The 21,733-nt window shown below is 71.9% G+C and carries 15 protein-coding genes; 9 read left to right on the top strand and 6 right to left on the bottom strand.

Features of this window, described 5'->3' with window-relative positions; translation table 11 throughout:
* The first annotated feature begins 32 nt into the window (after window positions 1–32).
* From WMF26_RS12665 to WMF26_RS12700, 8 genes are all read left to right on the top strand, one after another.
* A complete protein-coding gene (locus WMF26_RS12665; protein WP_437337335.1) occupies window positions 33–401 on the top strand; it encodes a response regulator in 369 nt (122 codons plus the stop codon).
* Window positions 402–582: 181 nt separating this feature from the next.
* Complete coding sequence (locus WMF26_RS12670; protein WP_438000527.1) at window positions 583–1,014, top strand: chemotaxis protein CheD; 432 nt, start codon at window positions 583–585, stop codon at window positions 1,012–1,014.
* Between the two features lie 23 nt (window positions 1,015–1,037).
* Entirely contained in the window at window positions 1,038–2,726 is a 1,689-nt protein-coding gene (locus WMF26_RS12675) for a chemotaxis protein CheA (RefSeq protein ID WP_438000528.1), read from the top strand.
* Between the two features lie 55 nt (window positions 2,727–2,781).
* Window positions 2,782–3,336 (top strand): chemotaxis protein CheW, encoded by a 555-nt coding sequence (locus tag WMF26_RS12680; protein WP_438000529.1) that lies wholly within the window; start codon window positions 2,782–2,784, stop codon window positions 3,334–3,336.
* Window positions 3,333–4,337, top strand: coding sequence for a CheR family methyltransferase (locus WMF26_RS12685; RefSeq protein WP_438000530.1), 1,005 nt, complete (start codon window positions 3,333–3,335; stop codon window positions 4,335–4,337). The genes WMF26_RS12680 and WMF26_RS12685 overlap by 4 nt, the downstream gene beginning before the upstream one ends.
* Window positions 4,316–5,995 carry a methyl-accepting chemotaxis protein gene (locus tag WMF26_RS12690; protein ID WP_438000531.1) on the top strand — a complete coding sequence of 560 codons (1,680 nt, stop codon included), beginning with the start codon at window positions 4,316–4,318 and terminating at the stop codon, window positions 5,993–5,995. The genes WMF26_RS12685 and WMF26_RS12690 overlap by 22 nt, the downstream gene beginning before the upstream one ends.
* Before the next feature lie 182 nt (window positions 5,996–6,177).
* Window positions 6,178–7,335, top strand: coding sequence for a CehA/McbA family metallohydrolase (locus tag WMF26_RS12695; RefSeq protein WP_438000532.1), 1,158 nt, complete (start codon window positions 6,178–6,180; stop codon window positions 7,333–7,335).
* Between the two features lie 260 nt (window positions 7,336–7,595).
* Window positions 7,596–9,674, top strand: a complete 2,079-nt coding sequence (locus WMF26_RS12700) for a sulfatase-like hydrolase/transferase (protein WP_438000533.1) — start codon at window positions 7,596–7,598, stop codon at window positions 9,672–9,674.
* A gap of 25 nt (window positions 9,675–9,699) precedes the next feature.
* Here the strand turns inward: WMF26_RS12700 and WMF26_RS12705 are convergent, their stop codons facing one another.
* Complete coding sequence (locus tag WMF26_RS12705) at window positions 9,700–12,441, bottom strand: MXAN_6577-like cysteine-rich protein (RefSeq protein WP_438000534.1); 2,742 nt, start codon at window positions 12,439–12,441, stop codon at window positions 9,700–9,702.
* 331 nt (window positions 12,442–12,772) lie between these two features.
* Between WMF26_RS12705 and WMF26_RS12710 the strand changes: the two genes are divergently transcribed.
* Complete coding sequence (locus WMF26_RS12710) at window positions 12,773–15,298, top strand: DUF3656 domain-containing U32 family peptidase (RefSeq protein WP_438000535.1); 2,526 nt, start codon at window positions 12,773–12,775, stop codon at window positions 15,296–15,298.
* Window positions 15,299–15,359: 61 nt separating this feature from the next.
* Here WMF26_RS12710 and WMF26_RS12715 read toward each other — a convergent pair whose 3' ends face one another.
* The 5 genes from WMF26_RS12715 to WMF26_RS12735 all read right to left on the bottom strand — a co-directional run bounded on the left by WMF26_RS12715 (window position 15,360) and on the right by WMF26_RS12735 (window position 21,397).
* Window positions 15,360–16,463 carry a hypothetical protein gene (locus WMF26_RS12715; protein ID WP_438000536.1) on the bottom strand — a complete coding sequence of 368 codons (1,104 nt, stop codon included), beginning with the start codon at window positions 16,461–16,463 and terminating at the stop codon, window positions 15,360–15,362.
* 719 nt (window positions 16,464–17,182) lie between these two features.
* A complete protein-coding gene (locus WMF26_RS12720; protein WP_437946390.1) occupies window positions 17,183–17,680 on the bottom strand; it encodes a VOC family protein in 498 nt (165 codons plus the stop codon).
* Window positions 17,681–17,816: 136 nt separating this feature from the next.
* Window positions 17,817–19,115, bottom strand: a complete 1,299-nt coding sequence (locus tag WMF26_RS12725; RefSeq protein ID WP_438000537.1) for a S1 family peptidase — start codon at window positions 19,113–19,115, stop codon at window positions 17,817–17,819.
* A gap of 399 nt (window positions 19,116–19,514) precedes the next feature.
* Window positions 19,515–20,411, bottom strand: a complete 897-nt coding sequence (locus WMF26_RS12730) for a LysR family transcriptional regulator (protein ID WP_437337348.1) — start codon at window positions 20,409–20,411, stop codon at window positions 19,515–19,517.
* Window positions 20,412–20,710: 299 nt separating this feature from the next.
* The gene (locus tag WMF26_RS12735) at window positions 20,711–21,397 is read right to left on the bottom strand and encodes a hypothetical protein (RefSeq protein ID WP_438000538.1); all 687 of its coding nucleotides are present in this window, start codon (window positions 21,395–21,397) and stop codon (window positions 20,711–20,713) included.
* Between the last annotated feature and the right edge of the window lie 336 nt (window positions 21,398–21,733).

The following is a 21,733-nucleotide window of genomic DNA, read 5'->3' on the forward strand; positions in this document are numbered from 1 at the left end:
TGCCGCTGAATCCGCTCGAGGGGGGTGCAACGGTGCCTCGGAAGAAGATCCTGCTGGTCGACGATTCTCAGACCATCCTGCGCATCGAACAGATGGCGCTGCGCGAGCACTACGACCTCATCACGGCGAACGACGGCGGCCAGGGCGTCGCCGTGGCCATGGAGCAGCGGCCCGATCTCATTCTCCTCGACGTCGTCATGCCGCGCGTGAACGGGTTCGACGCATGCAGGCAGCTGCGCGCGGACGAGGCGACGCGCAGCACGCCGATCCTGCTCGTCACGAGCCGGAGCGATGTCGCGCACATGGAAGAGGGATTCCGGTGCGGCTGCTCCGATTTCGTGACCAAGCCCATCGACACGATGGAGCTCCTGGAAAAGGTCAGGAACTGCCTTGGCGACTGACTCAGCGGCCAGGGCATCCGAGGACGCGCACCGCGCGCCTTCCGGCGACGCCGATCGAGCCGGGTCTACCCACGACGATGTCGGCGGAGAGGACAGGACGAGGCCGCCTGACTCCACGACACAGTCTCTATCCATCGGGCCGCCCAGCTGGCGCTCGCTGCCGACAAAGTCGCACCACGTCATGCCGGGCCAGCTGTTCGTCTCGCCCGAGCCGACCTCGGTGACCACCATCGTTGGGTCATGCGTGGCGATCTGCCTCTGGGACCCGACCACCGGCGTCGGCGGGATGAACCATTACGTGCTTCCGGGGTGCCCGAGCCCGGCGATGGCGTCGGTCCGCTTCGCCGATATCGCATGCCAGCGTCTGCTCGAGCAGCTCATGGATCTCGGGGCCTCCAGCCGGGCGCTGCAAGCGCGCGTCGTCGGGGGCGCCTGCCTCATCTCCGCGTTCCGGGAGCGCGGCACCCACCTCGGCGCCCAGAACGTCGATGCCGGCCTCGGGTTCCTGCGCGCGGCGGGGATCCGGATCGCCCAGCTGGATACGGGCGGCAACCGGGGGCGCAAGATCGTCTTCCGGACGCACGACGGCGCCATCTCCATCCAGGCCCTGTGAGCCGCATGGCCCCTGTGAGCAGCATGGATAGGGAGCGCGACGAGCTGCTCCACACGTTCATGGCGGAGGCGCACGAGATCCTCGACGAGATCGAGCGCGCGCTGCTGCAGCTCGAGACCGGACCCGACGTCCACGACGTGCTCCAGCGCGTCTTCCGCGCCACCCATACGCTCAAGGGGAGCGCCGGCTCGGTGGGCCTCGGCTGCCTGAGCGATCTCGGGCACGCCGCGGAGGACGTCATCGAGGCGCTCTGCCGCGGCGACCTCCCCCTCACCACGCCTGTCGTCTCGCTGCTGCTCGAGACGGTGGACGCCGCCCGACGGCTCGTCGCCGAGATCGAGAGGGGACAGGTCGAGCGCAGCAACTCGCACGAAGAGGTCATCGCGCGCCTCCAGGAGGCGCGGCGCAGAGGGCCAGAGGCGCTGCAGGGCGCGTGGGCGACGGGCGCGCGCCGCGCGACCGAGGACGACGCGGAGGGAGCGACCACCCTCAAGAGCATCCGCGTCGCCGTCGAGAAGCTGGATCGCATGGCGGATCTCATCGGAGAGCTCACCCTCGGTCGGAACAGGCTCGCGCGGACGCTCCGCGCGGTCCGCGGGGAGGCAGGCGCCGCGCTGCGCGACCAGATGGAGGAGCAAGATCGGCTTTGCAGGGAGCTGGAGGAGGCGGTGCGCGCGGCGCGCATGGTGCCGGTCGGCCCCTGGTTCCGGCACTACGAGCGCACGGTGCGCGATCTCGCCCACGCGCAGGGCAGGCTGGCGCGCCTCGTCGTCCTGCACGGCGACGTCGAGGTGGATACGGCCGTGGTCGAGCGGTTCCGCGACGCCCTCACGCACCTCCTGCGCAACGCCATCTGTCACGGCATCGAGGCGCCCGAGGCGCGGCGCGCCGCGGGCAAGGACCCCTGCGGCACCATCACCCTGCACGCCGCGCACGAGCGGGGCGGTATCGCGCTCCGGATCTCCGACGACGGCGCCGGCATGAGCCGCGAGCGCATCGCCGCTCGGGTCCGGGCGCTGGGGAGGCACCCCGCGCCCGACGCGCTCCCCGATCACGAGCTCTTCAGCCTCGTGTTCGAGCCCGGGTTCTCGACGGCGGCGGAGTCGTCCCACCTGGCGGGGCGCGGCATGGGCATGGATGTCGTGCGGCGCAGCGTGGAGTCGATCCAGGGCACGATCCGGATCGAGAGCCGCGAAGGGCACGGCACGTCGCTGCTGGTCCAGCTCCCGCTCACGCTGGCCACCATCGAGGGGCTCTCGGTGGGGATCGGCGACGAGCGGTACGTGGTCCCGCTCCGCGCGGTGCTCGCCTGCTGCGATCTGCCGCGCGGCTCGCTCGCGCACGGCGGCGCGCAGGGGCTCATGGTCCGGAGCGGACGCGCGCTGCCGTGCGTCCGCCTCCGGGCGCTCTTCGGGCTCGGCGGAGCTCCCCCGCCGGAGGAGCGCGTCGTCATCGTCGCGCACGGCGGCTCCGAGGCCGGCCTCGTGGTCGACGCCCTCGACGGCGAGGGGCGCACGGTGGTCAAGCCGCTCGGCCAGCTCTTTCGCCGCGTTCCGGGCATCTCCGGCTCGACCATCCTCGGCGACGGCAGCGTGGCGATGATCCTCGACGTCGACGCGCTGCTCGGCGGCGTCCTCCGGGACGTGGGCCAGGCCGACGCCCTCGACGAGCGCAGGGCAGCGCCATCGGCCGCCGGAGGCGCCCCAGCATGATCGGGCGCCCCGGCGCGCAGGGCGCCCGTTTCCCCTCTCTCTCCCTGGAGGCGTCATGATGTCCGACGCATCGAGCCCCGTGTCGCAATATATCTCCTTCATCATCGCGGGGGACGAGTACGCGCTGAACATCGTCCGGGCGCGGGAGATCGTCGAGCACAGCCGCACATCGCGGGTCCCGATGATGCCGGCGTGCGTCGTCGGCGTCATGAACCTCCGGGGCCGCGTCGTGCCGGTCATCGATCTCGCGGTCCAGCTCGGGCTGCCGCCGACGAGGGTGAGCCGGTGGACCTGCGTGCTCATCGTCGAGGCCGAGCTCGACGGCGAGAACACCCGCCTCGGCCTGCTCATCGACGGCGTGGGCGACGTGCTCACGCTCTCCGCGGACGAGATCGAGCCCGCGCCGGCCTTCGGCGCGCAGGCGCGCGCGGATCAGCTGCTCGGGCTGGCGAAGGTAGGCCAGAAGCTCGTGCTGCTGCTCGACATCGACCGCATCCTCTCGCCGGCGGAGCTCTTGGCCTCGACGGCGCTCGGTGCCTCGGCCCCCGGGGCCCCGCCGGCGCTCCCAGGCAGCCACGGGGCGCCGGCCGGCGATGGGGACAGGCCATGATCTCGATCGCCGAGCCGAGCCCGCGCACGCTCAGCGACGAGGAGTTCGCGCTGTTCCAGAAGCTCGTCAAGCGCCTCTCGGGCATCGCGCTGGGCCCGCAGAAGAAGCCGCTCCTGCTCTGCCGCCTCGGGCCCCGGCTCCGCGCGCTCGGGCTCCGCAGCTTCGGCGAGTACTACCGCCGCGTGACCGCGGCGGGCGGCGAGGGAGAGCTCGTGCACATGCTCGACTGCATCTGCACGAACGAGACCCATTTCTTCCGGGAACGCGAGCAGTTCGAGCTGCTCGAGCGCGAGATCCTCCCGGCGTGGCACGCGGGCGCGGGCGCGGGCGCGGGCGACGGAGCGCCCCCCGCGCGCGGCCGCCCGCTGCGCGCCTGGAGCGCGGCCTGCTCGACCGGGGAAGAGCCCTACTCGATAGCGATGGCGCTGCTCGACAGCCTGCCCTCCCGGGATCGCCGCGACGTGGCGGGACGGACGCCGCCGCGGGCAGGCGCCGCGTCGACGGGCGCTCCGGGGATCTCCATCCTCGCGACGGACCTGTCCTCCCGCGCGCTCGACCAGGCGCAACGCGCGGTGTGGCCGATCGAGCGGGCCTCGGAGATCCCGGAGGAGCGCCTGCGCACCTACATGCTCCGCGGGACGGGCGCGAGCGCGGGCCTCATGAAGGCCCGGCCCGAGCTGCGCGGGCTCGTCACCTTCCGGCGCTTCAACCTGCTCGACGCGGCGCCCAAGCGGTTCGGTCTGTTCGACCTGATCTTCTGCCGGAACGTCCTCATCTACTTCGACGCCGCGACGAAGGCGTCGATCGTGGCGAGGCTCATCGCCAGCCTCGCGCCGTCAGGATACCTGTTTCTCGGACACGCCGAGGGCCTCCACGGGGCGGACCACCGCGTGCGATGCGTCGCGCCATCCGTTTATCGGCTCCAGCCCCCGGCGGGGCTCGAACGAAGCCGCAACACACATAGCCCGGAGCATGCATCATGCTTGCGCACATCGGAGTAGGCCGGAAGCTCTACCTCGGCTTCGCCGCCATGGTCGTCATCGTCCTCGGACTGGCGGGCATTGCCTACAAGAGGTTCGCGGAGCTCGACGAGGCCCGCTCATGGGACCAGCACACGTATGAGGTGATGCTCGCGACGAGCGAGATCATGGAGTCGCTGCTCGACACCGAGACAGGGGAGCGCGGCTTCGTCATCACCGGGGTGGAGTCCTTCCTGGAGCCGTACCGCAACGGGCGCGACCGGTTCGACAAGGCCCTGATCCGCGTCCGGGAGCTCACCAGGGACAACCCGCGCCAGCAGATGCGCCTCGACAAGGTCGACAAGGACCACGACGAGTGGCTCTCCTCCGTGCTGGAGCCGACCATCCAGCACCGCCGCAGCGCGGACGAGGCGAAGGTGCCGCCGGATCGCGCCGCCGAGGACGTCAGGCAGGGGCGCGGGAAGGGCCTCATGGACCAGATGCGGGCGACGCTCAAGGAGATCGACGACGAGGAGCTCGCCCTCCTCGCCCAGCGGCAGGCGGCGACGAACGCGCTCGTCGCGACGATGTACGTGACGCTGCAGATAGGAGGTCTGCTCGCGCTCGTCGTCGCCGTCGTGCTCGCCATCATCTTCAGCCGGATGGTCCTGCTGCCGCTCAACCAGGCGGTGTCGCTCCACCAGCGCATCGCCGGGGGCGACTTCACCGGCGAGGTCACGGTGAAGAGCTCCGACGAGTTCGGCCAGATGCTCGGCGCCGTGAAGGCCATGTCGGAGCGTCTGGCGGGCCTCATCGGCGAGGTCCGGGGCGGCGCGGTCTCGGTCTCCTCGGTCTCGGTGCAGCTCTCGGCGACAGCGCAGAGCCTGTCGCAGGGCACCAGCGAGCAGGCGGCGTCCGTGGAGGAGACGATGACCAGCCTGCAGCAGCTGAGCGGCACGATCGCGAAGAACGCCGCCAACTGCAAGCAGGTCGAGGAGACGGCGCACCGGAGGACGAGGGACGCGGAGCAGAGCGGCCAGGCGGTCCGGGAGACGGTCGAGGCGATGAAGGCGATCACCCAGCGGATCGTGATCATCGAGGAGATCGCGTATCAGACGAACCTGCTCGCGCTGAACGCCGCGATCGAGGCGGCGCGCGCGGGCGAGCACGGCAAGGGCTTCGCCGTGGTCGCCACGGAGGTGCGGCGGCTCGCCGAGCGGAGCCGGGACGCGGCGAAGGAGATCGGCTCGTTCGCCGCGTCGAGCATCATGGTCGCGGAGCGCTCGGGGCAGCTCATCGCGGAGCTCGTCCCGTCGATCCGGGAGACCGCGGAGCTGGTGCAGGGCGTCGCCGTGGCCTCGAAGGAGCAGTCGAACGGCGTGGCCCAGATCAGCGGGGCGGTGGAGCTGATAGAGCAGGCCACGCAGCGCAACGCGGCGATCGCCGAGGAACTCGCCAGCACGGCAGCCGAGCTCTCGGCGCAGGCAGAGCAGCTCCAGAACGTGATGGCGTCGTTCCGCCTCTCGCAGGAGAGCGACGGCGACCCGGGCCACAAGCCGTCGGCGCCGGGGCGTCACTCGGACCGCCACGGCGGTAAGGCGCTGTGGAGGCCGCCGCAGAAGGGCCGCCCGGGCGGCGGCGCATCGAGCAACGGGCGCGCGCTGCACGCCACGGGCGATCACGACTTCGTTTCGTTCTAGCTCCGCCCCGACCGGAGCCCGGCCAGGGATGGCCGAGCTCCGGCGCCGCTTCGCGGCGGCTCGCGCGGCCTGGCTGACCTGGCTGACCTGGCTGACCTGGCTGACCTGACTGACTCGCGGCATGGATACGTCGCTGCCTCCGCATGGGCCACGCTGCGCGACGCGTGCTACAATGAGGCCCAATGTCGCGCGGCTCCGACCCGACGCCGAGGATGGCCGACCTGGTGGTGAAGCCCGCCACGGTGAAGCGATGCGCGCGATGGGCCGCGGTGGCGACGGTCGCGGCCGCGCTCGCGGCGGTGCTCGGGCGCGCGGGGACGAGCCAGGACGTGGCTCCGACGGGAGCGCTCGACATCTCGCGGGAGCCGTTGCCCTCGCGGGCGCCGCGCTTCGTCCAGCAGCTGGACGTCAGCGTCTTCCAGCGCGGCAACCTCCATGCGCACTCCGCCCGTTCCGACGGTGACAGCCCGGCGCAGCTCGTGTTCGCCTGGTATCGCGACCACGGCTACCAGTTTCTCGCGCTGACGGATCACAACAACTACCTCGACGTGACGCGCCCTCCTGCCTCGCAGGTGCAGGATTTCCTGGTCATCCCCGGCGAGGAGGTGACGATGGCCGCCGCCGGGCAGCCGGTGCACGTCAACGCGCTCTGCACGAAGCGGCGGATCGGCGGCGGGACCTTCCGCACCGCGCGGGCCGCGCTCGCCTGGGCGACGTCGGAGATCCTGGCGCAGGGCGGCGTGGCGCTCGTGAATCACCCGAACTTCCACTGGGCCGTCGAGGCCGAAGACATCGCGGGGGCCGAGGGCGCCCAGCTCGTCGAGATCTTCAGCGGTCATCCGCACGTGCGGAGCGACGGCGACGCCACCCGCACCTCCGCGGAAGAGAAGTGGGAGCAGGCGCTGTCGTCTGGCCAGCCGATCGCCGCGGTCGCGGTCGACGACATGCACTCGCTCACCGGCGCGGACAAGCACGTGCCTCAGGTGGGGCCTGGCACCGGGTGGGTCGAGGTGTTCGCCGAGGAGACGTCGCAGGCGGCGATCTGCGCTGCCCTGGGCGCGGGTCGGCTCTACGCCTCGTCGGGGCCCAGGCTCACGCGCCTCGTCGTCGCGTCGGACACGTTCACGCTCTGGGTCGAGCCCCCCGACGTCATGGTCGAGTTCCTCGATCGGTGGGGCGTGCTGCTCGAGGCCACGCCGGCGGCTGCCGAGGCCGAGATGTCAGGCGCGGCCTACCGCGCGAGCTATCGGCTCCGCGGCCCCGAACAGTACGTGCGCGCGCGCCTGACGGCGCCGGACGGGTCGCGCGCCTGGACGCAGGCTTACTGGGTCGCGCGCTGACCTCGGCGCGCGGCGGACCGGGGGCGCGCCGAACAGCGCAGCGCGGCGCGCGCGACCGCCGGGCGACCGGGCGGCACCGTGGAGAGCAGGGAGAGCGCGCGCGGCCCCACGAGGCGACGCCGCTTGATGAACCCGGCGCCGTTTCCTACGCTCGCGACGGCGTGCCTCGGACATCACTACACGCCGCTCAGCGCTGGATTCTGCGGCTCGCCCGGGTTCCCGCGGGGCGCAGGCGATCGCGCGACGAGCTCGCGCGGTGCGTGTCGGCGGGCGTCGCGGTCGGGCTCGGCGCGGTGGCGGCCGATACCGCCGTGCGCCACGACATCGCCAGCGTCGCGCTGGCTGGGCACCTCAGGGCCGCCGTGGGCCTCTACGTCGCCGTCGGCGCGGGCCTGGGGCTGGCCGCTTGGGCGCTCGTCACCCTCGTGCGCCTGCTCGCGACGCCGCTCGAGCGGCGGGCGCCGCGGGCCGCCGAGGTCGCGCGGGCGGCGGCCTACGGGTCGATCGCGGTCGCGGCGCTCTCGAGCACCGTCTTCTGGGTGTTCTCCGGGCGCCTCGCGCACGCCGGCGCGCTGGGCACCCTCGGCCCCTACCTCGCGCTGACCGCCGTCGGCCTGGCCGCGTCCACGATCGCGCTCGTCCACCGCCGCGCCCTGCGCGCGGCGGACGCCGAGCGCGCGGGCGGGTCCGCGGTGGCGGCGGCGACGGCGGCCGCGCTCGCGATCCTCGGGGGCGCGCTCGTGATCGTGGACCTCACCGTGCTCGTGGCCATCTACAGGCGCGTGCACACGGCCCTCGAGCTTTGCGGGGCGGCGCTGCTCGGGTGCGCCTGCTTCGCCGGGCTGACGCTCGCCGCGCGGCGCGCGCGGGCGCGGGCCGCGATCCGGGCGGTCGCCGTGGCCGCCGCGGTGTGGGTGCTCTTCCTCGCGTCGTCGCCCAGGCTGCGAGGCTGGCATCAGGAGGTGCTGGCGCACACGGGCCGAGACCCCGTCTACGTCGGGAGGATGCTGCGCCGCATCGAGCTGGCGCAGGCCATCCTGCGTGGCGAGGACGTCGCCGGGATGCGCGCCAGCCGTGTGGAGGCGCTGCGCGAGCGGTACGACGTCGACCAGCCGACGCGCGACCCCCGCTGGGACGCGGGCTGGAGCGATCGGCCGGGCGCGGGCGCGGCCGGCTCGGGGGGACGCGCGCTCGCGGCCGACTTCAACGTCCTCGTCTATTACGTGGACAGCCTCCGCAGCGACGTCGCTTACGACGAGGAGGTGATGCCGAACGCCGCCGCGCTGTCGCGCCAGGCGGTCCGATTCGAGCGCGCGTACTCGACGGGCTCCGACACGCTGCGCGCGCTGCCCGGGCTGCTCGGCGGCAGCTACGACGGCCTGGCGCGCAGCCCGGGCAGCCTGCTGGACCTGGCCAATCGCCTGGAGATCCCGACCACCCTGTTCATCCCCGCCTCGGCGGCCGACTTCATCTCCCTGCTCCTGCCGACGTTCGCGTTCGATGAGACGTATCGCCTGCCCGACCACGCCCGCGGGGGGGTCTGGGGCTACGGCGCCGACCAGCCGACGGCGGGGTCGATGGTGGACCAGACCCTGTCCTGGCTCGCCCAGCGCGGCTCGCGGCGGTTCTTCGCGTGGCTCTTCAACTTCGATGTCCACAACTGGCACGAGCTCGATGGCACGTACGTCGAGGGCGCCGCCGAGCGCTACCACGTGCCCGCCGAGGGCCGCTGGAACTGGCGCTACCGGGTGGTGGCGCGGAGCCTGGACGAGCACCTCGGGCGGCTGCTCCGCGGCCTGGAGGAGCTCGATCTCGCCGACCGCACCCTCGTGCTCTTCGTGTCGGACCACGGCGAGGCGCTCGGTTACCGCGGGTTCTGGCCGCACTCGACCTTCCTGTGGGAGTCGCTCTTGCGGGTGCCGCTGGTCCTGCGCGTCCCCGGCATCCCACCCATGGTCGTCGAGGAGCGCGTCTCGCTCATCGACGTGGCGCCGACCATCGCCCGGCTGCTCATCCCCGATCCGCCCATGAACGGATACCACGGCGAGGATCTGCTCGGTTTCCTCGATCCCGAGCCCCCCCCGCGCCGGCTGCCGTTGCTCGCGACGGCGGTCTCGGACCAGCAGATCGCGCGCGTGGGCATCCTCGATGGGCGCTACAAGCTCGTCTTGCCGTTCGAGTGGGGCGCGCCCGAGCTGTACGATCTCGCCGCCCCGGATCCGGACGAGGTGGACGTCTCCGCGGCTCACCCCCGCGAGGCGCTGCGGCTGATGGGCGCGCTCCTGCGATCCCCCGTGTTCCTTGCCGCGGAGGCCGAGCTGGAGCGGGCGAGGAGGTGACCGCCGCCGCGCGGCGCTGCGCGGATCAACGCTCTATGTTGAGCTCGTAATGCCCGTATTCCATGTATCCGTCGATCACGATGACGACGGTCTGCCCTGCTTCGAGCGACACCTCGAGCTCCGACACGGGCTCGAACCAGTCCTCGCTCGCCACGTCGTCGTTGCAGGCGAGCTCCTCGCCCCCGCAGCTCCCGTCGAAGACGGCGAGGACCGTGTCGAACTCCGAGCCGAAGGTGTCGATCGTGTAGGTCCCCGCCTCGGGCGCGGTGAACGAATAGGCCACGTCGGGCGCGTCCGAGCCGCCGCAGCTCGCCGACGCGACGTCGTGGCCCCCGTCGGTCGTCCCCGCCGCGCTCAGGGGGACGGAGGGCTCCAGCGCGGCGGGCGCCGCGCACGTGCCGGGGCCGTCGAACTGGCTCACGGTGAGCGTGTAGTCGCCGCCCTCGCCGCTCGCCTCGACGCTGATCAAGATCGTCTGGCCGGCGTCGAGCCGCACGATGGCGCTCGAGCTCCGCCCGGCGCTCTCACAGGCGATCTCGTCGCCCCCGCACCCGCCGTCGCGCACGGACAGGACCGTCTCGACCGTGGAGCCGGCGGTGTCGATGTCGTAATACCCCGCCGCCGGCGCGGTGAAGGCGTACGTCGCCTCGCCGCCGGCGCCGGCGCCGCACGCGGGCGTCAGGATATCGGCATAGCCCTCGATGTTGCCCGTGACCGTCTGAGGGACCGAGTCGCCGAGATCGAAGAGCGGGCAGGGCGGCGCCTCCTGCTGGGTGACGCTCAGCGTGTACTCGCCGCTCGCCTCGTAGCTGTCCACGGACACGACCACCGACTGACCGGCGTTGAGGAGCACGCTCAGCCGCGAGTGGGTGAGGACCCCCGTGGGATCGGCGTTGTCGTTGCACTTGAGCGAGGGGCCGGCGCACGAGCCGTCCCGCACGTCGAGGAGCGTGTCGAACGTCGAGCCCTCCGTATCGAAGGTATAGAGAGCGTAGGCCGGGGCGGTGAACAGGTAGGTCGCCTCGGGGCCCCCGAAGTAGCCGCATCCGGGCGCGAGGATATCGCTGAAGTCGGCGGTCGTGCCCGTGACCGTCTGCGGCGCCGTCGCGCCGAGATCGATGATGGGACACGCGAGCTCGGTGATCTCGAGGGCGTAGTCGCCCACCTCTCCATAGCTGTCGAGCAGGATGACCGCGGTGTCGCCGGACGCGAGCGGGACCGCGGCCCGCGCGGGCTGGGACGTGCCGTCGAGGCACGTGACGACCTCGCCCGCGCACCCGTCGCGGCGCACCTCCAGGAGGGCGGGGAAGCTCGAGCCCGTCGCGTCGAACATGTACACGCCGTCGTGCGGCGCGGTGAAGCCGAACGTCGCCTCGCCGCCGCTCGGGGCCGAGAAGCACGGCGCGAGCACGTTGGGGAGCTCCTCGTTGTTCCCGGTCACCGTCTGCGGGACCATCGAGCCGAGATCCACCCCCGGGCACGCCGGGGCCTCGAACACGTCCAGCGTGAACTCGCGCATGGCGGTGACCGGGCTCGCCACGGCGACGAGCACCGTCTTCCCAGCCTCGAGCTCCGCGACCGCGACCGACTCGCCGAAGCCGAACTGGCATTGGAGCGAATCGCCGGTGCAGGTGCCGCCGTCGAGGACCTCGACGAGCAGCTCGGACACGGCGGCGCGCGCGCTGAAGACGTACAGGCCCGTCTCGGGGGCCGTGAAGGTGTAGGTGGCGTCCAGGCTCGAGGTGTAGTCGCAGGTGGCGAGCACCGAGTCCTCGAGCCCCACCGTCGAGCCCACCACCGTCTGCGGGACGATCGGATCGAGCGCGGTCGGCGTGCACTGGACCGGCCCCGGCTCGCCCACGCGCAGCGTGAAGTCGCCCTCCGCGCCGCTCACCACCACGAGGATGGGCTCGCCCTCGGCGAGATCGACGGCGATCTGCGACTGGACGCTCCCCGCGTCGTCGTTGCAGGCCAGCTCGACGCACGTGTCTGCCCGCAGCGCCCCGAGCGCGGTGTCGTGCGAGGCCTCGAAGGTGTCGAACAGGTAGGTCCCCGTGCGCGGCGCGGTGAACAGGAACGTCTGATCGGCCGCGCCCGACCCCGCGCAGCTCAGCGAGCGGCTGTCGTCGGCGCCGAGCGTGGTGCCGCTCACCCGCTGGGGGACCGCGGAGCCGATGTCCTGGGACGGCTCGGCGCTGCACCCGCAGGCGCCGCCCTCGCACGGCCGGCCGGGGTCGCAGGCGCGATCGCACTGGCCGCAATGCAGCGGATCCGCGGTGAGGTCGACGCAGGCGCCGGCGCAGTCGGTGAGGCCCTCCAGGCAGGTCCGCCGGCACAGGGCGTCGACGCACGCCCGGCCCGGCTCGCAGGCCGAGCCGCATTGGCCGCAATGGCTCGGGTCGGTGCGCGTGTCGACGCATTCCCCGTCGCAGCGCTGCATGGCGCGGTCGCCGCCGCACGCCGGCCCGCTGCCGCCCACGCCCGCGGAGCCGCTGCCTGAGCCCCCGCCGCCGTCGCCCCGGGCCTCGCACGCGCCGGCCACGCAGGCCTCATCGACCGAGCACGCCACGCCGCACGCGCCGCAGTTCGAGCGGTCGGACCGCAGCGCCACGCAGACCCCGTCGCAGGCAAAATACGGAGCATCGCAGAGGGCCGCCGGCGGGCTCACGTCGCCGGCGCACGCGGAGGTCGCCGCGAGGAGCGCGGCTGGCAGCCAGAGCACGGCCCGCGAGAGCGCGTACCCGAAGCGAAATCCGTCTCTGGTCATCGGCATCCCTCTGCGGCATGCGCTGCCCTGGCGCATGGGCGGGCGGGAAATGCAAGGATGAAGAAAAGATTCTGAGTTCTCTCTTCCTCTGTGTCCTCTGTGCCTCTGTGGTTCATTCTCTCGGGGTTTCAACCCGTTCGGTGTCCTGGCCGATCGTGCCCCACCTCGGGAAGGCAGGTCAAGGCGCTCCGGCGCGCCCGAGCCCGCCGGAGAAGGCGCTTTCCTGCTCTCTTCGCCGTCGCGCGCGCGCCGGCGAGCCGGCTCATCGGTTCTTCGGGCGGCCGCTCGTGCGAGAGGGACAACCGCGCCGCCCCTTGCTAGAACGCCGCGGATGATGCGGCCTGCGCGCCCTGAAGTCCTCGCCCCGGCCGGCGATCGCGCCGCCCTCGAAGCCGCCGTGCGCGGCGGGGCCGATGCCGTCTACTTCGGCCTCCGGGGGGGCGCCGCGGGCGGCGGCGCGGCCTCGCCCTTCAACGCCCGCGCCCGCGCCGCGAACTTCGACGCGGCGGAGCTCGCGGAGACGATGCGCTTCCTCCACGCCCACGGCGTGAAGGGCTACGTCACCCTGAACACGCTCGTGTTCGACGACGAGCTCCCGGCGGTCCGCGGCGCGATCGAGGCGTGCGCCGCGGCCGGCGTCGACGCGGTCATCGTCCAGGACCTCGGGGTGATGCGCCTCGTGCGCGCGCTCGCGCCCGGCCTCCCGATCCACGCCTCCACGCAGATGACCTGCACCGACGCGGCCGGCGTCGAGCTCGCGCGATCGCTCGGCGCCGCGCGGGTCATCCTGGCGCGGGAGCTCTCGCTCGACGACATCGCCGCCATCCGCCTGGCGACCGACGTCGAGCTCGAGGTCTTCGTGCACGGGGCGCTCTGCATCGCCTACTCGGGGCAGTGCCTGACGAGCGAGGCCATCGGCGGCCGCAGCGCCAACCGCGGCGCCTGCGCCCAGGCCTGCCGCCTGCCGTACCGCCTCGTCGTCGACGGCGCGCTCCGCGACCTCGGCGACGCGGCCTACCTGCTCTCGCCGGAGGATCTCGACGCCACCGACGTCATCCCGGACCTCGTCGCGCTCGGCGTCGCCTCGGTGAAGATCGAGGGGCGCCTCAAGGGCCCGGAGTACGTGGGCGCCACCGCGCGGCTGTACCGCGCCGCCATCGACGCCGCGCTCGGCGAGGGGCCCGGCCCCGGCGCGCTCGACCGGGAGGCGGCGCTCCAGGCGTTCTCGCGCGGCTCGGGGCCCGGCTTCCTGCGCGGCGTCGACCACCAGCGCCTCGTCGACGGCCGCACCTGCGATCACCGCGGCATCGAGGTCGGCGAGGCGCGCGGCGCCTCGCGCCGGCGCGGCCACGAGGTCGTGGTCGTGCGCGCCGCCCGACCGCTCGCGCGCGGCGAGGGGATCCTCGTGGAGGGCGGCTTCGCCGGCGAGGGCGAGATCGGCGGCCGCATCTGGGGCCTGTGGGCCGACGGCCGCGAGGTCGAGCGCGCGCCGGCGGGCGGCGACGTCGAGGTGTGGCTCGGCCCGGACAAGCGCCTGCCCGACGACGTGCTGCGCGGCGCGCGGACGCTGCGCGGGCGTCGGGTCTTCCGCACGAGCGACCCTGCCGGCGCGCGCGCGGTCCGCGAGGCGCTCGAGCGCGCCCCGCGCCGCGTGGCGATCGACGTCCGCCTGGAGGGCCGCCTCGGCGAGCGCCCGCGGCTCTCGGCGGCGGCCGAGGGCGGCGCGTCGGCCGCCGTCGAGGTCGACGCCCCGCTCGGCCGCGCCGATCGGTCGCCGCTCGACGAGGCCACGCTGCGCCGGCAGCTCGATCGGCTGGGCGACACGCCGTTCGTCCTGCGCGGCGTCGCGCTGTCGCTCGACGGGCCGGCGCTCGTGCCGCCGTCGGCGCTGAACCGCGCCCGCCGGGCGCTCGTCGCGGCGCTCCTCGAGGCGTCGCACCGCCCGCACGCGTGCGCTCCGCCGCCGGACGACGGGCTGCTCGCCGGCGCCGTCCCCCCGGCGATCGAGCCGCCGCCGCCCGGCCTGTTCGTGCTGTGCCGCAACGCGCGCCAGGCGCGCGCGGCGCTCGACGCCGGCGCGAGCGGCGTCTACCTCGATTTCCTGGAGATGGTCGGCCTCGGCGCCGCGGCGCGCGAGCTCATCGCGGCGGGGGCCTGGGTGGCGGTCGCGCCGCCGCGGATCCGCAAGCCGGGCGAGGAGAAGATCGACCGGTACCTCCTCTCGCTCGGGCCGGCGGCGATCCTGGTCCGCAGCCTCGGCGCGCTGCTCGACGCCCCGGCGGGCGCGCCGCGGATCGGCGATTTCTCGCTGAACGTCACGAACAAGCTGGCCGCGCGCGAGGTCCTCTCGCGCGGGCTCGCGGCGTTCACGCCGTCGTTCGACCTCGACGCCGCGCAGCTCGTGGCGCTGCTCGACTCGCCGTTCGCGCCGTTCGCCGAGGTGGTGGTGCACCACCCGATGCCGCTGTTCCACATGGAGCACTGCGTGATCGCGGCCGCGCTCTCGGAGGGGAAGGATCATCGCACCTGCGGGAGGCCGTGCGAGGAGCACGCGCTGTCGCTGCGGGATCGGGCGGGGATGGATCACCCGCTCGAGGCGGACGTGGGGTGTCGGAACACGGTGTTTCACGCGGCGCCCCAGAGCGCGGCGCACCTCGTGCCGAAGCTCGCGAAGGGCGGCGTGCGGCGGTTCCGGATCGAGCTCGTGCGCGAGGACGCGGAGGGGGCGCGGCGGGTGGTGGAGGCGTACCGGCGGCTGCTCGCCGGGGAGGTGGCGCCCGCGGAGGTCGCGCGCGGGCTGCGGGTCGAGGGCAGCTATGGAGTCGTGCGGGGGTCGCTGCGGGTGCTGCAGGCGTGAGCGGGGGAGGGGGTGACTTGGATGGCAGGGGAGCGGGCGCCCCAGCACCTTCAACGCGAGGTCATTCCCAGTTCTTGCGCTGGGGCTTCTCCCAAGGCTGCTTGCACAACACGCAATCATCGCCGAAGAAATGGTCTCGCGCGCCCATGTCGTTGTAGATCCAGTAGCGCATCCACGCGACGATCGCGGGTCGCTCTTCGCCGCCGCCGTCCCTCTCGATGTATTGATGAGGCGCGCCCGTCAGCGTTGCCAGGAATGTCGGCACTTCGGACATGTCGTAGGTGGCCTGCTGGAGGGGCATGCCGACAGTATCTTGGGTGCCAGTCGTCTGCAGCATCGTGCCGTGGAGGTCGGCCGAGGCCCTGTGGCCGTGGATCGAGACGACAGTGGCCACCGCCTCGTGACCGCCGAGTTGCACGGCCGAGGTGCCGCCGACCGAGAAGCCCATCGAGACCGCGTGATCGACGTAGAGCTTGCCCTGGTATTTGCCTGGCGCGTCGTTCTGCTCCAGGATCCAGTTGAGACCATCCTCCATCTTCTTGCGATTGCCCTCGTCGCCGGGGCCGCCATTGAGGACGGGGGACCCGACGACCACGAAACCGTGAGAAGCAAAGTTCGTCAGCATGGTCGTGTGCACCGCCACCTGCTGGCCGATGCCGGGGCCGAAAATGATCGGAGCGTGCAAGAAGCCGTCCGTACCCAGGGGTTCGGGCCTAAACACCGTATAGGCTCCGTTCGGCCCCACGTTCCGCTCCACGACTGTATCGAAGGGGCCCTCGTCCGAGTAATCGGCGATCGGCGGCAGGGTGGGACCGCCCATCCCTCCTGCGCCGCCGCCTCCTGCCTCGCCGCTCATCCCTCCTGCACCGCCGCCCATCCCTCCTGCGCCGCCGCTCATCCCTCCTGCGCCGCCGCCACTCCCCGAGCCGCTTCCGCTCCCCGAGCCGCTTCCGCTCCCCGCGCCGCTCCCGGTGGTAACGCCGAGATCGCCGCCCGCGCCGGTCGAACCGGCGCTGCCTTGCCCTGAGCCGCCTTGACCGCTCGCCTGGTCGCCGCACGCCGCGATGGGCATACAAACTGCTATCGCTATCGATGACATCAGCATCGATGACATCAGCGACAGCGACGCAAGGCGCACACCCGTGAAAGCACTGATGGACTTCATATGGATACATTACCCTCCATATCCGGCCGTGTCACGTATCGAAAAATTACGGTAGGGGTCCATAAACCCTTCACCACCCCTACCGGGCAGCTCGCGCCGGTCCCGCCGAGCCCGCGGTATCCTCGCCACCTTGCATCCCGCGGTCAGCTCGGCTGTTATCGTGCGCAGTACTTGATGGACAGGAGGCCCTCGGCGATCCGGTTCTTTGATGACTCGTTCTTCTGACTCCGGAACTCCGCGCCAGCTTCGAAACTGCTGCCGCAGGAGCGGCGCGCACGAACATGATCCGTGATCTCTTCATCGCCGTCACGCGTACGCCGTCATTCCGGGCAGCCGCCGAGTAGGTTGACCCCGTGGGCGAATGGCCTCATTCGCTCGCGGGGCTGGCGATCGAGCCTAGGTGGTTGCCAGACGTTCCGCACGTGGAGCGCGCCCTGATGTCATCCAAGCCGAACCCAGCTTTTGTGAACGTTCACATGGCGGGCGTCAATCGAAAACTGACGCGCGACGACGGCCGGCGCGCGCGAGGTCCGCGTCGAGCGGGGAACGGAGCTGGTGAGGGAGCTCCGGCCTCGGCCCCTGCACGGAGAAGGCGCCGTGCCACGGGCCCGCGGGCTGCGGGTGCGGTCAGCGGGTCGAGGGCAGCTATGGAGTCGTGCGGGGGTCGCTGCGGGTGCTGCAGGCGTGAGCGGGGGAGGGGAGCGAGGTCGCGGGCCTCGTCACGCCTGCTCGGGCACGCCTCCCCGGACGGGAGGCAGCGGCAGCGTGACGCCCTCGGACAGGTTGCCCTTGCCGGGGACGTGGTTGATCTCGAGCCGGATGCCGTCCGGATCCTCGAACAGGATCGAGTAGTAGCCGGACGCCCACGCGCCCTCCTCGGGCGCGTGCACGAGCGTGCCGCCGAGCGCGGCCAGCGTGCCCTCGAAGAACCGGTGGAACGCGTCGATGTCCTCGCGGCTGCGGGCGCGGAAGCACAGGTGGTGCAGGCCGGGCTTGTACTGGTGAAAGCGGGCGCCCGCGTGCTCCGGGTTCACGGGGCGGATCAACAGGCCGGTCTTTCCGCCGATGTAATAGAGCATGGGCCTCTCGGTCTCGTTGCCCGGGTCGTCGTACTGACACTGCATCTCGAAGTGCTCGCACAGCGCGCGGTAGAACGCGCGGCTGCGCGGGAAGTCGGTGACCGAGAGCTGGATATGGGCGATTCCGGCGAGGTTCATGGCGAACACGGTAGCCCAGAACCGACCGCCGGGGGCATCCCGCCGCGCGCGCCGCGGCGAAGGCGCGGCTGCCGTCGGCCGCGCGCGCGACGGCGCGCCCGTGGCGAGACGCGCTGGCCGCTCCGCGCGCTCGCTCCTACAAGCGCTCGATGAGGAAGCTCCGGGTCTTGTTGTCGAAGGTGTGGGTGGCGAGGTTCGTCACGTCCGTCGTGAAGACGCGCGACTCGGCCGAGTATCGCCAGAGCCCGTCGTAGAGCGTCACCTTGAAGCCGGAGGGGACGCGGACGGAGCTGACCCTCTGGTCCCATGGGGTGCTGTACAAGAGGGAGTTGCCGATGCCGTACACGACCGAGCCGCCCGAGAAATTGGCGTTCTCGTACAGGGTGACCACGTCGAGCTGCGGGTCCGAGGCGTTCGCGACGACGATGCTCGAGATGGTGTTGTCGAAGCCCGCGGCCACGAGATTCGTGTCCGAGGTGAAGACGCGCGCCTCGCCCCCGGCGTCGGGGTTGAGGAAGGCCGTGACCCGGAGCCCGGCGGGGACCTTGATGGCGCTCGCGCGGTTGTCTCCGATGATCGTCGCGTCCGTGAGGTCGTGGCGGCCGAGCCCGAAGCCCTGCGAGATGCCGGAGAAGTTCGAGAGATCGTAGAGCACCACCTGGCCGCTGGGGTGGACGGTGGGGCCGCCGGCGATCGTGGCGTCGATCCACGCGCGGTGGCGCGCGACGTCGACGCCGAGCTGCCTCGCGTGCAGGTTCGTGCCGTCCTGCCCGTTCACGGCCGAGAACACGGCGACCTGACGCCCGTCGACGAACCACGGGCCGCCGGAGTCGCCGTTCCAGCCCGAGCCCGTCACGCCGGTCGCCAGGAGCTCCTCGTCGGAGTACCAGCTGTCGATGTGGAGGGTCGCCTTCTTGAGCGACGGCGCCATCACCAGCGGCGTGCCCTCGCTCCCCCAGCCGTAGGCCGTCGCGTCATTGCCGGTCGCGACCGACGTCGCCTCGGCCAGCTGGACGAACGGTCCAGCGGCGGCCTCGGTCAGGTGGAGCAGCACGATGTCGGCCCTGGCCGAGGGCACCTCGACGGCGTCGACCGCGATGCGCTGGCCCTGGAGGTACGTGTTGCTGCCGACGCGCACCGCCGACGTCTCGCCCTCGTCCGCGACGCAGTGCTGCGCGGTGAGCACCCAGCGCGGCGCGACGAGCGTGCCCGTGCACTGGAAGAAGTCGCCCGTGCTCCCGCGCACGTCGAAGACCTGGACGGCCCAGGGGCTCGCCTCGGCGACCTCGCCGCCGACGATCTCGGACGACTGCGACTCGAGCGCCTCGAGCGGCTCGTCCGACGCGCCATCCATCGCGCAACCCGCGGAGAGGGCGAGCGCGGCGCCTGCGCACGCCGCGAGACCAAGCTGATGACCAAGTTCTCTCTTCTTCATTCTACCTCTACATCATGATGATGATGATGATGTTCAGACGATCGTTCGCGCCGAGAGAGTCCGCCTCCGCCGGGCGGCTGTCAGCGCCAACGAGGTCAAGCCAGCGTTCGTCAGCGATTCGTCAGCGAGCAGAGCGACAGGGCCCGTGATGACGGCACGCCCGGCTCGGCGACGACGCGCCGGGCCCAGTACGGTGGAGGGACCACCGGAGCGGGAGGCCCGGCGGCAGGCGTACGAAATCCGCCCGCGACCGCTCGAGAATCACGTCCAGAGTATGCCTCGCTACCCGGAGCGGCGCCAGGCGGCGATCTGGAACGGCCGCGTTCGAGGCGTGGAACGAGGCGGCATCACGCTCTTCGCGTCGAGCTGCATCTTTATGATGGGACGTGTCGAAATGGGTCACGACGGCGCGGCATCGACCTCGATGGGTCGGCTGGCCAGGAGGTCGTCCAGCAAGGCGCGCAGCGCCAGCGATTGGCGGGCGGCCCGGGTATACAGGGCGGTCGCTTGAATCACCGGCATCTCGACGTCGGGGAGCAGGCGTACCAGCGACCCTCGCTCCAGGTCACGCGACGCGAGGAACTCGGGGACGAGGGCGATGCCCAGCCCGGCCCTCGCCGCGTCCCGCGTGACGATCATGTTGCTGGTGCTCATGCGCCAGGGGACGCGCACGGTCTCCCCGCCGATCTTCCACTGGATGATGTCGGGCCGCGGGACGACGACGGCGTGCCGGGCGAGGTCGGCGGGCCTCCGGGGCATGTCGTGCTGCTCCAGCCAGCTCGGCGAGGCGACGATGACCATCGAGATGTCGGCCAGCTTGTGGCTGATCAGCGCGCTGTCCTGGATCGCCCCCATGCGGATGGCCAGGTCGTAGCCGTCGTTGACCAGGTTGACGCGCCCATCATCGAGGCGCAGGTCGACGCGGACCGCCGGATAACGCCTCATGAACGCGAACACGCGGGGCGCGATCGCCGCCTGGCCATAGGCGACGGACGCCGTGACGCGCAGCAGCCCGGAGGGGGCCGCGTGGCGGCGCTTGACCTCGGCGGTCGCCAGCTGCGCGTCTCGAACGATGGGCTGGACCCTGTCGAAGAACCGCCTGCCCGTATCCGTCAGGCTGAGCGCGCGCGTGGAGCGGATCAGCAGCGGCGCGCCGAGCCGCTTCTCGAGCAGCGCGAGGTTGCGGCTGATGGTCGCCTTGGGCAGGCCGAGCGCCCGGCCGGCTGCGCTGAGCGAGCCTTCCTCGACGATGCGCACGAACATCGACAGACCTGACAGATCATCGGGCTCCCTCAATGTTCCACTCCTCGAACGCGGCCATTCCGGGGCGCCGCCTGGCGCCGCCGCGGGCATCTTCGCACACCCTGGACGTGATCCTAAGCGTGACGGCGGCGGCGGTGGGCCCGCACATGTCGGGGCTCGAGGCGAAGGGGGCTGCTGCGCAAAGGACCGCGGGAGCGCGGCGAGCTCGCCTCGCGTGGCCAGCCTGGGTTGGGCTCGGCGCCCGCCGCGGCGAGGGTGCGGCTGCCGGCGGCCGCGAGAGCGCGACGGCGCGCGCGGGGTGAGGCGCGCTGCCGTGCGCCGCGCGCTCGCTCCTACAGGCGCTCGATGATGAAGCTGCGGGTCTTGTCGTCGAAGCCGTGGGGAGCCAGGTTCGCGTCTGCCGTGAAGACGCGTGACTCCGGCGAAGTCCAGAAGTACCCGTCGTAGAGCGTCAGCTTGAAGCCGGGGGGGACGCGGACGGAGCTGACCCGAAAGTCCCATGGGCCGTTGAAGAAGAAGTTGCCGCCGACGCTGTACACGAACGATTGGCCCGTGAAGTTGGCGTTCTCGTAGAAGGTCACCACGTCCAGCTGCGGGTCCGAGGCGTGCGCGACGACGATGCTCGAGATGATCTCGTCCGCGCTCACGGACACACCGTTCGTGCCCGCGGCGAGGTTCGTGTCCGAGGTGAAGACGTACGCCCCCTCCTCGAAGTTGGCGTTGAAGAAGACCGTGGCCCGGAGCCCGGCGGGGACCCTGATCGAGCTCGCGCGGTCATTGCCGATGATCGTCAGGTCCTCGACGTCGTAGCGCCCGATCCCGAAGCCCTGCGAGGCGCCGGAGAAGTCCGAGTGCTCGTAGAGCACCACCTCGTCGCCGATGATGGCGGACGAGTGCGACTCCAGCGCCTCGAGCGGCTCGTCCGACGCGCCTTCCATCGAGCAAGCCGAGGAGAGGCCGAGCGCGGCGCCCGCGCAGACCACGATACCAATTTGATGGCCAAGTTCCCTTTTCTTCATCCTGCCTCCACATCATTCATCACGTCCGGAGCATGCCGCGTCACCCGGAGCGATGCCAGGCGGCGATCTGGAACGGCCGCGTTCGAGGCGTGGAACAACGCAGCATCGCGCTGTTCGCGTCGAGCTGCATCTTTATGATGCGCGCGCCGACTGGGGCAACGCCGTCCACGTCTGGTCATCGGCACGAGCTGGATATCGGCGCTTCCGGAGAGATTCATGGCGATCACGATAGCCCCGATAGGGAGTGACTACGGCTCCTGTGCCAGCGGCGCGGAGTGCCCTGCATAGGGAAGGCGCCGTGTCGCGCGCCCGCGGGCCGCGGGGGTGCGGCCCGCG

It is taken from the genome of Sorangium sp. So ce185, from assembly GCF_051526825.1.
Classification (GTDB): Bacteria; Myxococcota_A; Polyangia; order Polyangiales; family Polyangiaceae; genus Sorangium; species Sorangium cellulosum_D.

Coding starts and splice junctions, on each gene's coding strand:
- WMF26_RS12715 (WP_438000536.1), bottom strand. CDS start 16,463: ATGAAGTCCATCAGTGCTTTCACGGGTGTGCGCCTTGCGTCGCTGTCG.
- WMF26_RS12705 (WP_438000534.1), bottom strand. CDS start 12,441: ATGACCAGAGACGGATTTCGCTTCGGGTACGCGCTCTCGCGGGCCGTG.
- WMF26_RS12695 (WP_438000532.1), top strand. CDS start 6,178: ATGTCGCGCGGCTCCGACCCGACGCCGAGGATGGCCGACCTGGTGGTG.
- WMF26_RS12670 (WP_438000527.1), top strand. CDS start 583: ATGCCGGGCCAGCTGTTCGTCTCGCCCGAGCCGACCTCGGTGACCACC.
- WMF26_RS12735 (WP_438000538.1), bottom strand. CDS start 21,397: ATGAAGAAAAGGGAACTTGGCCATCAAATTGGTATCGTGGTCTGCGCG.
- WMF26_RS12685 (WP_438000530.1), top strand. CDS start 3,333: ATGATCTCGATCGCCGAGCCGAGCCCGCGCACGCTCAGCGACGAGGAG.
- WMF26_RS12675 (WP_438000528.1), top strand. CDS start 1,038: ATGGATAGGGAGCGCGACGAGCTGCTCCACACGTTCATGGCGGAGGCG.
- WMF26_RS12680 (WP_438000529.1), top strand. CDS start 2,782: ATGATGTCCGACGCATCGAGCCCCGTGTCGCAATATATCTCCTTCATC.
- WMF26_RS12720 (WP_437946390.1), bottom strand. CDS start 17,680: ATGAACCTCGCCGGAATCGCCCATATCCAGCTCTCGGTCACCGACTTC.
- WMF26_RS12690 (WP_438000531.1), top strand. CDS start 4,316: ATGCTTGCGCACATCGGAGTAGGCCGGAAGCTCTACCTCGGCTTCGCC.
- WMF26_RS12725 (WP_438000537.1), bottom strand. CDS start 19,115: ATGAAGAAGAGAGAACTTGGTCATCAGCTTGGTCTCGCGGCGTGCGCA.
- WMF26_RS12710 (WP_438000535.1), top strand. CDS start 12,773: ATGATGCGGCCTGCGCGCCCTGAAGTCCTCGCCCCGGCCGGCGATCGC.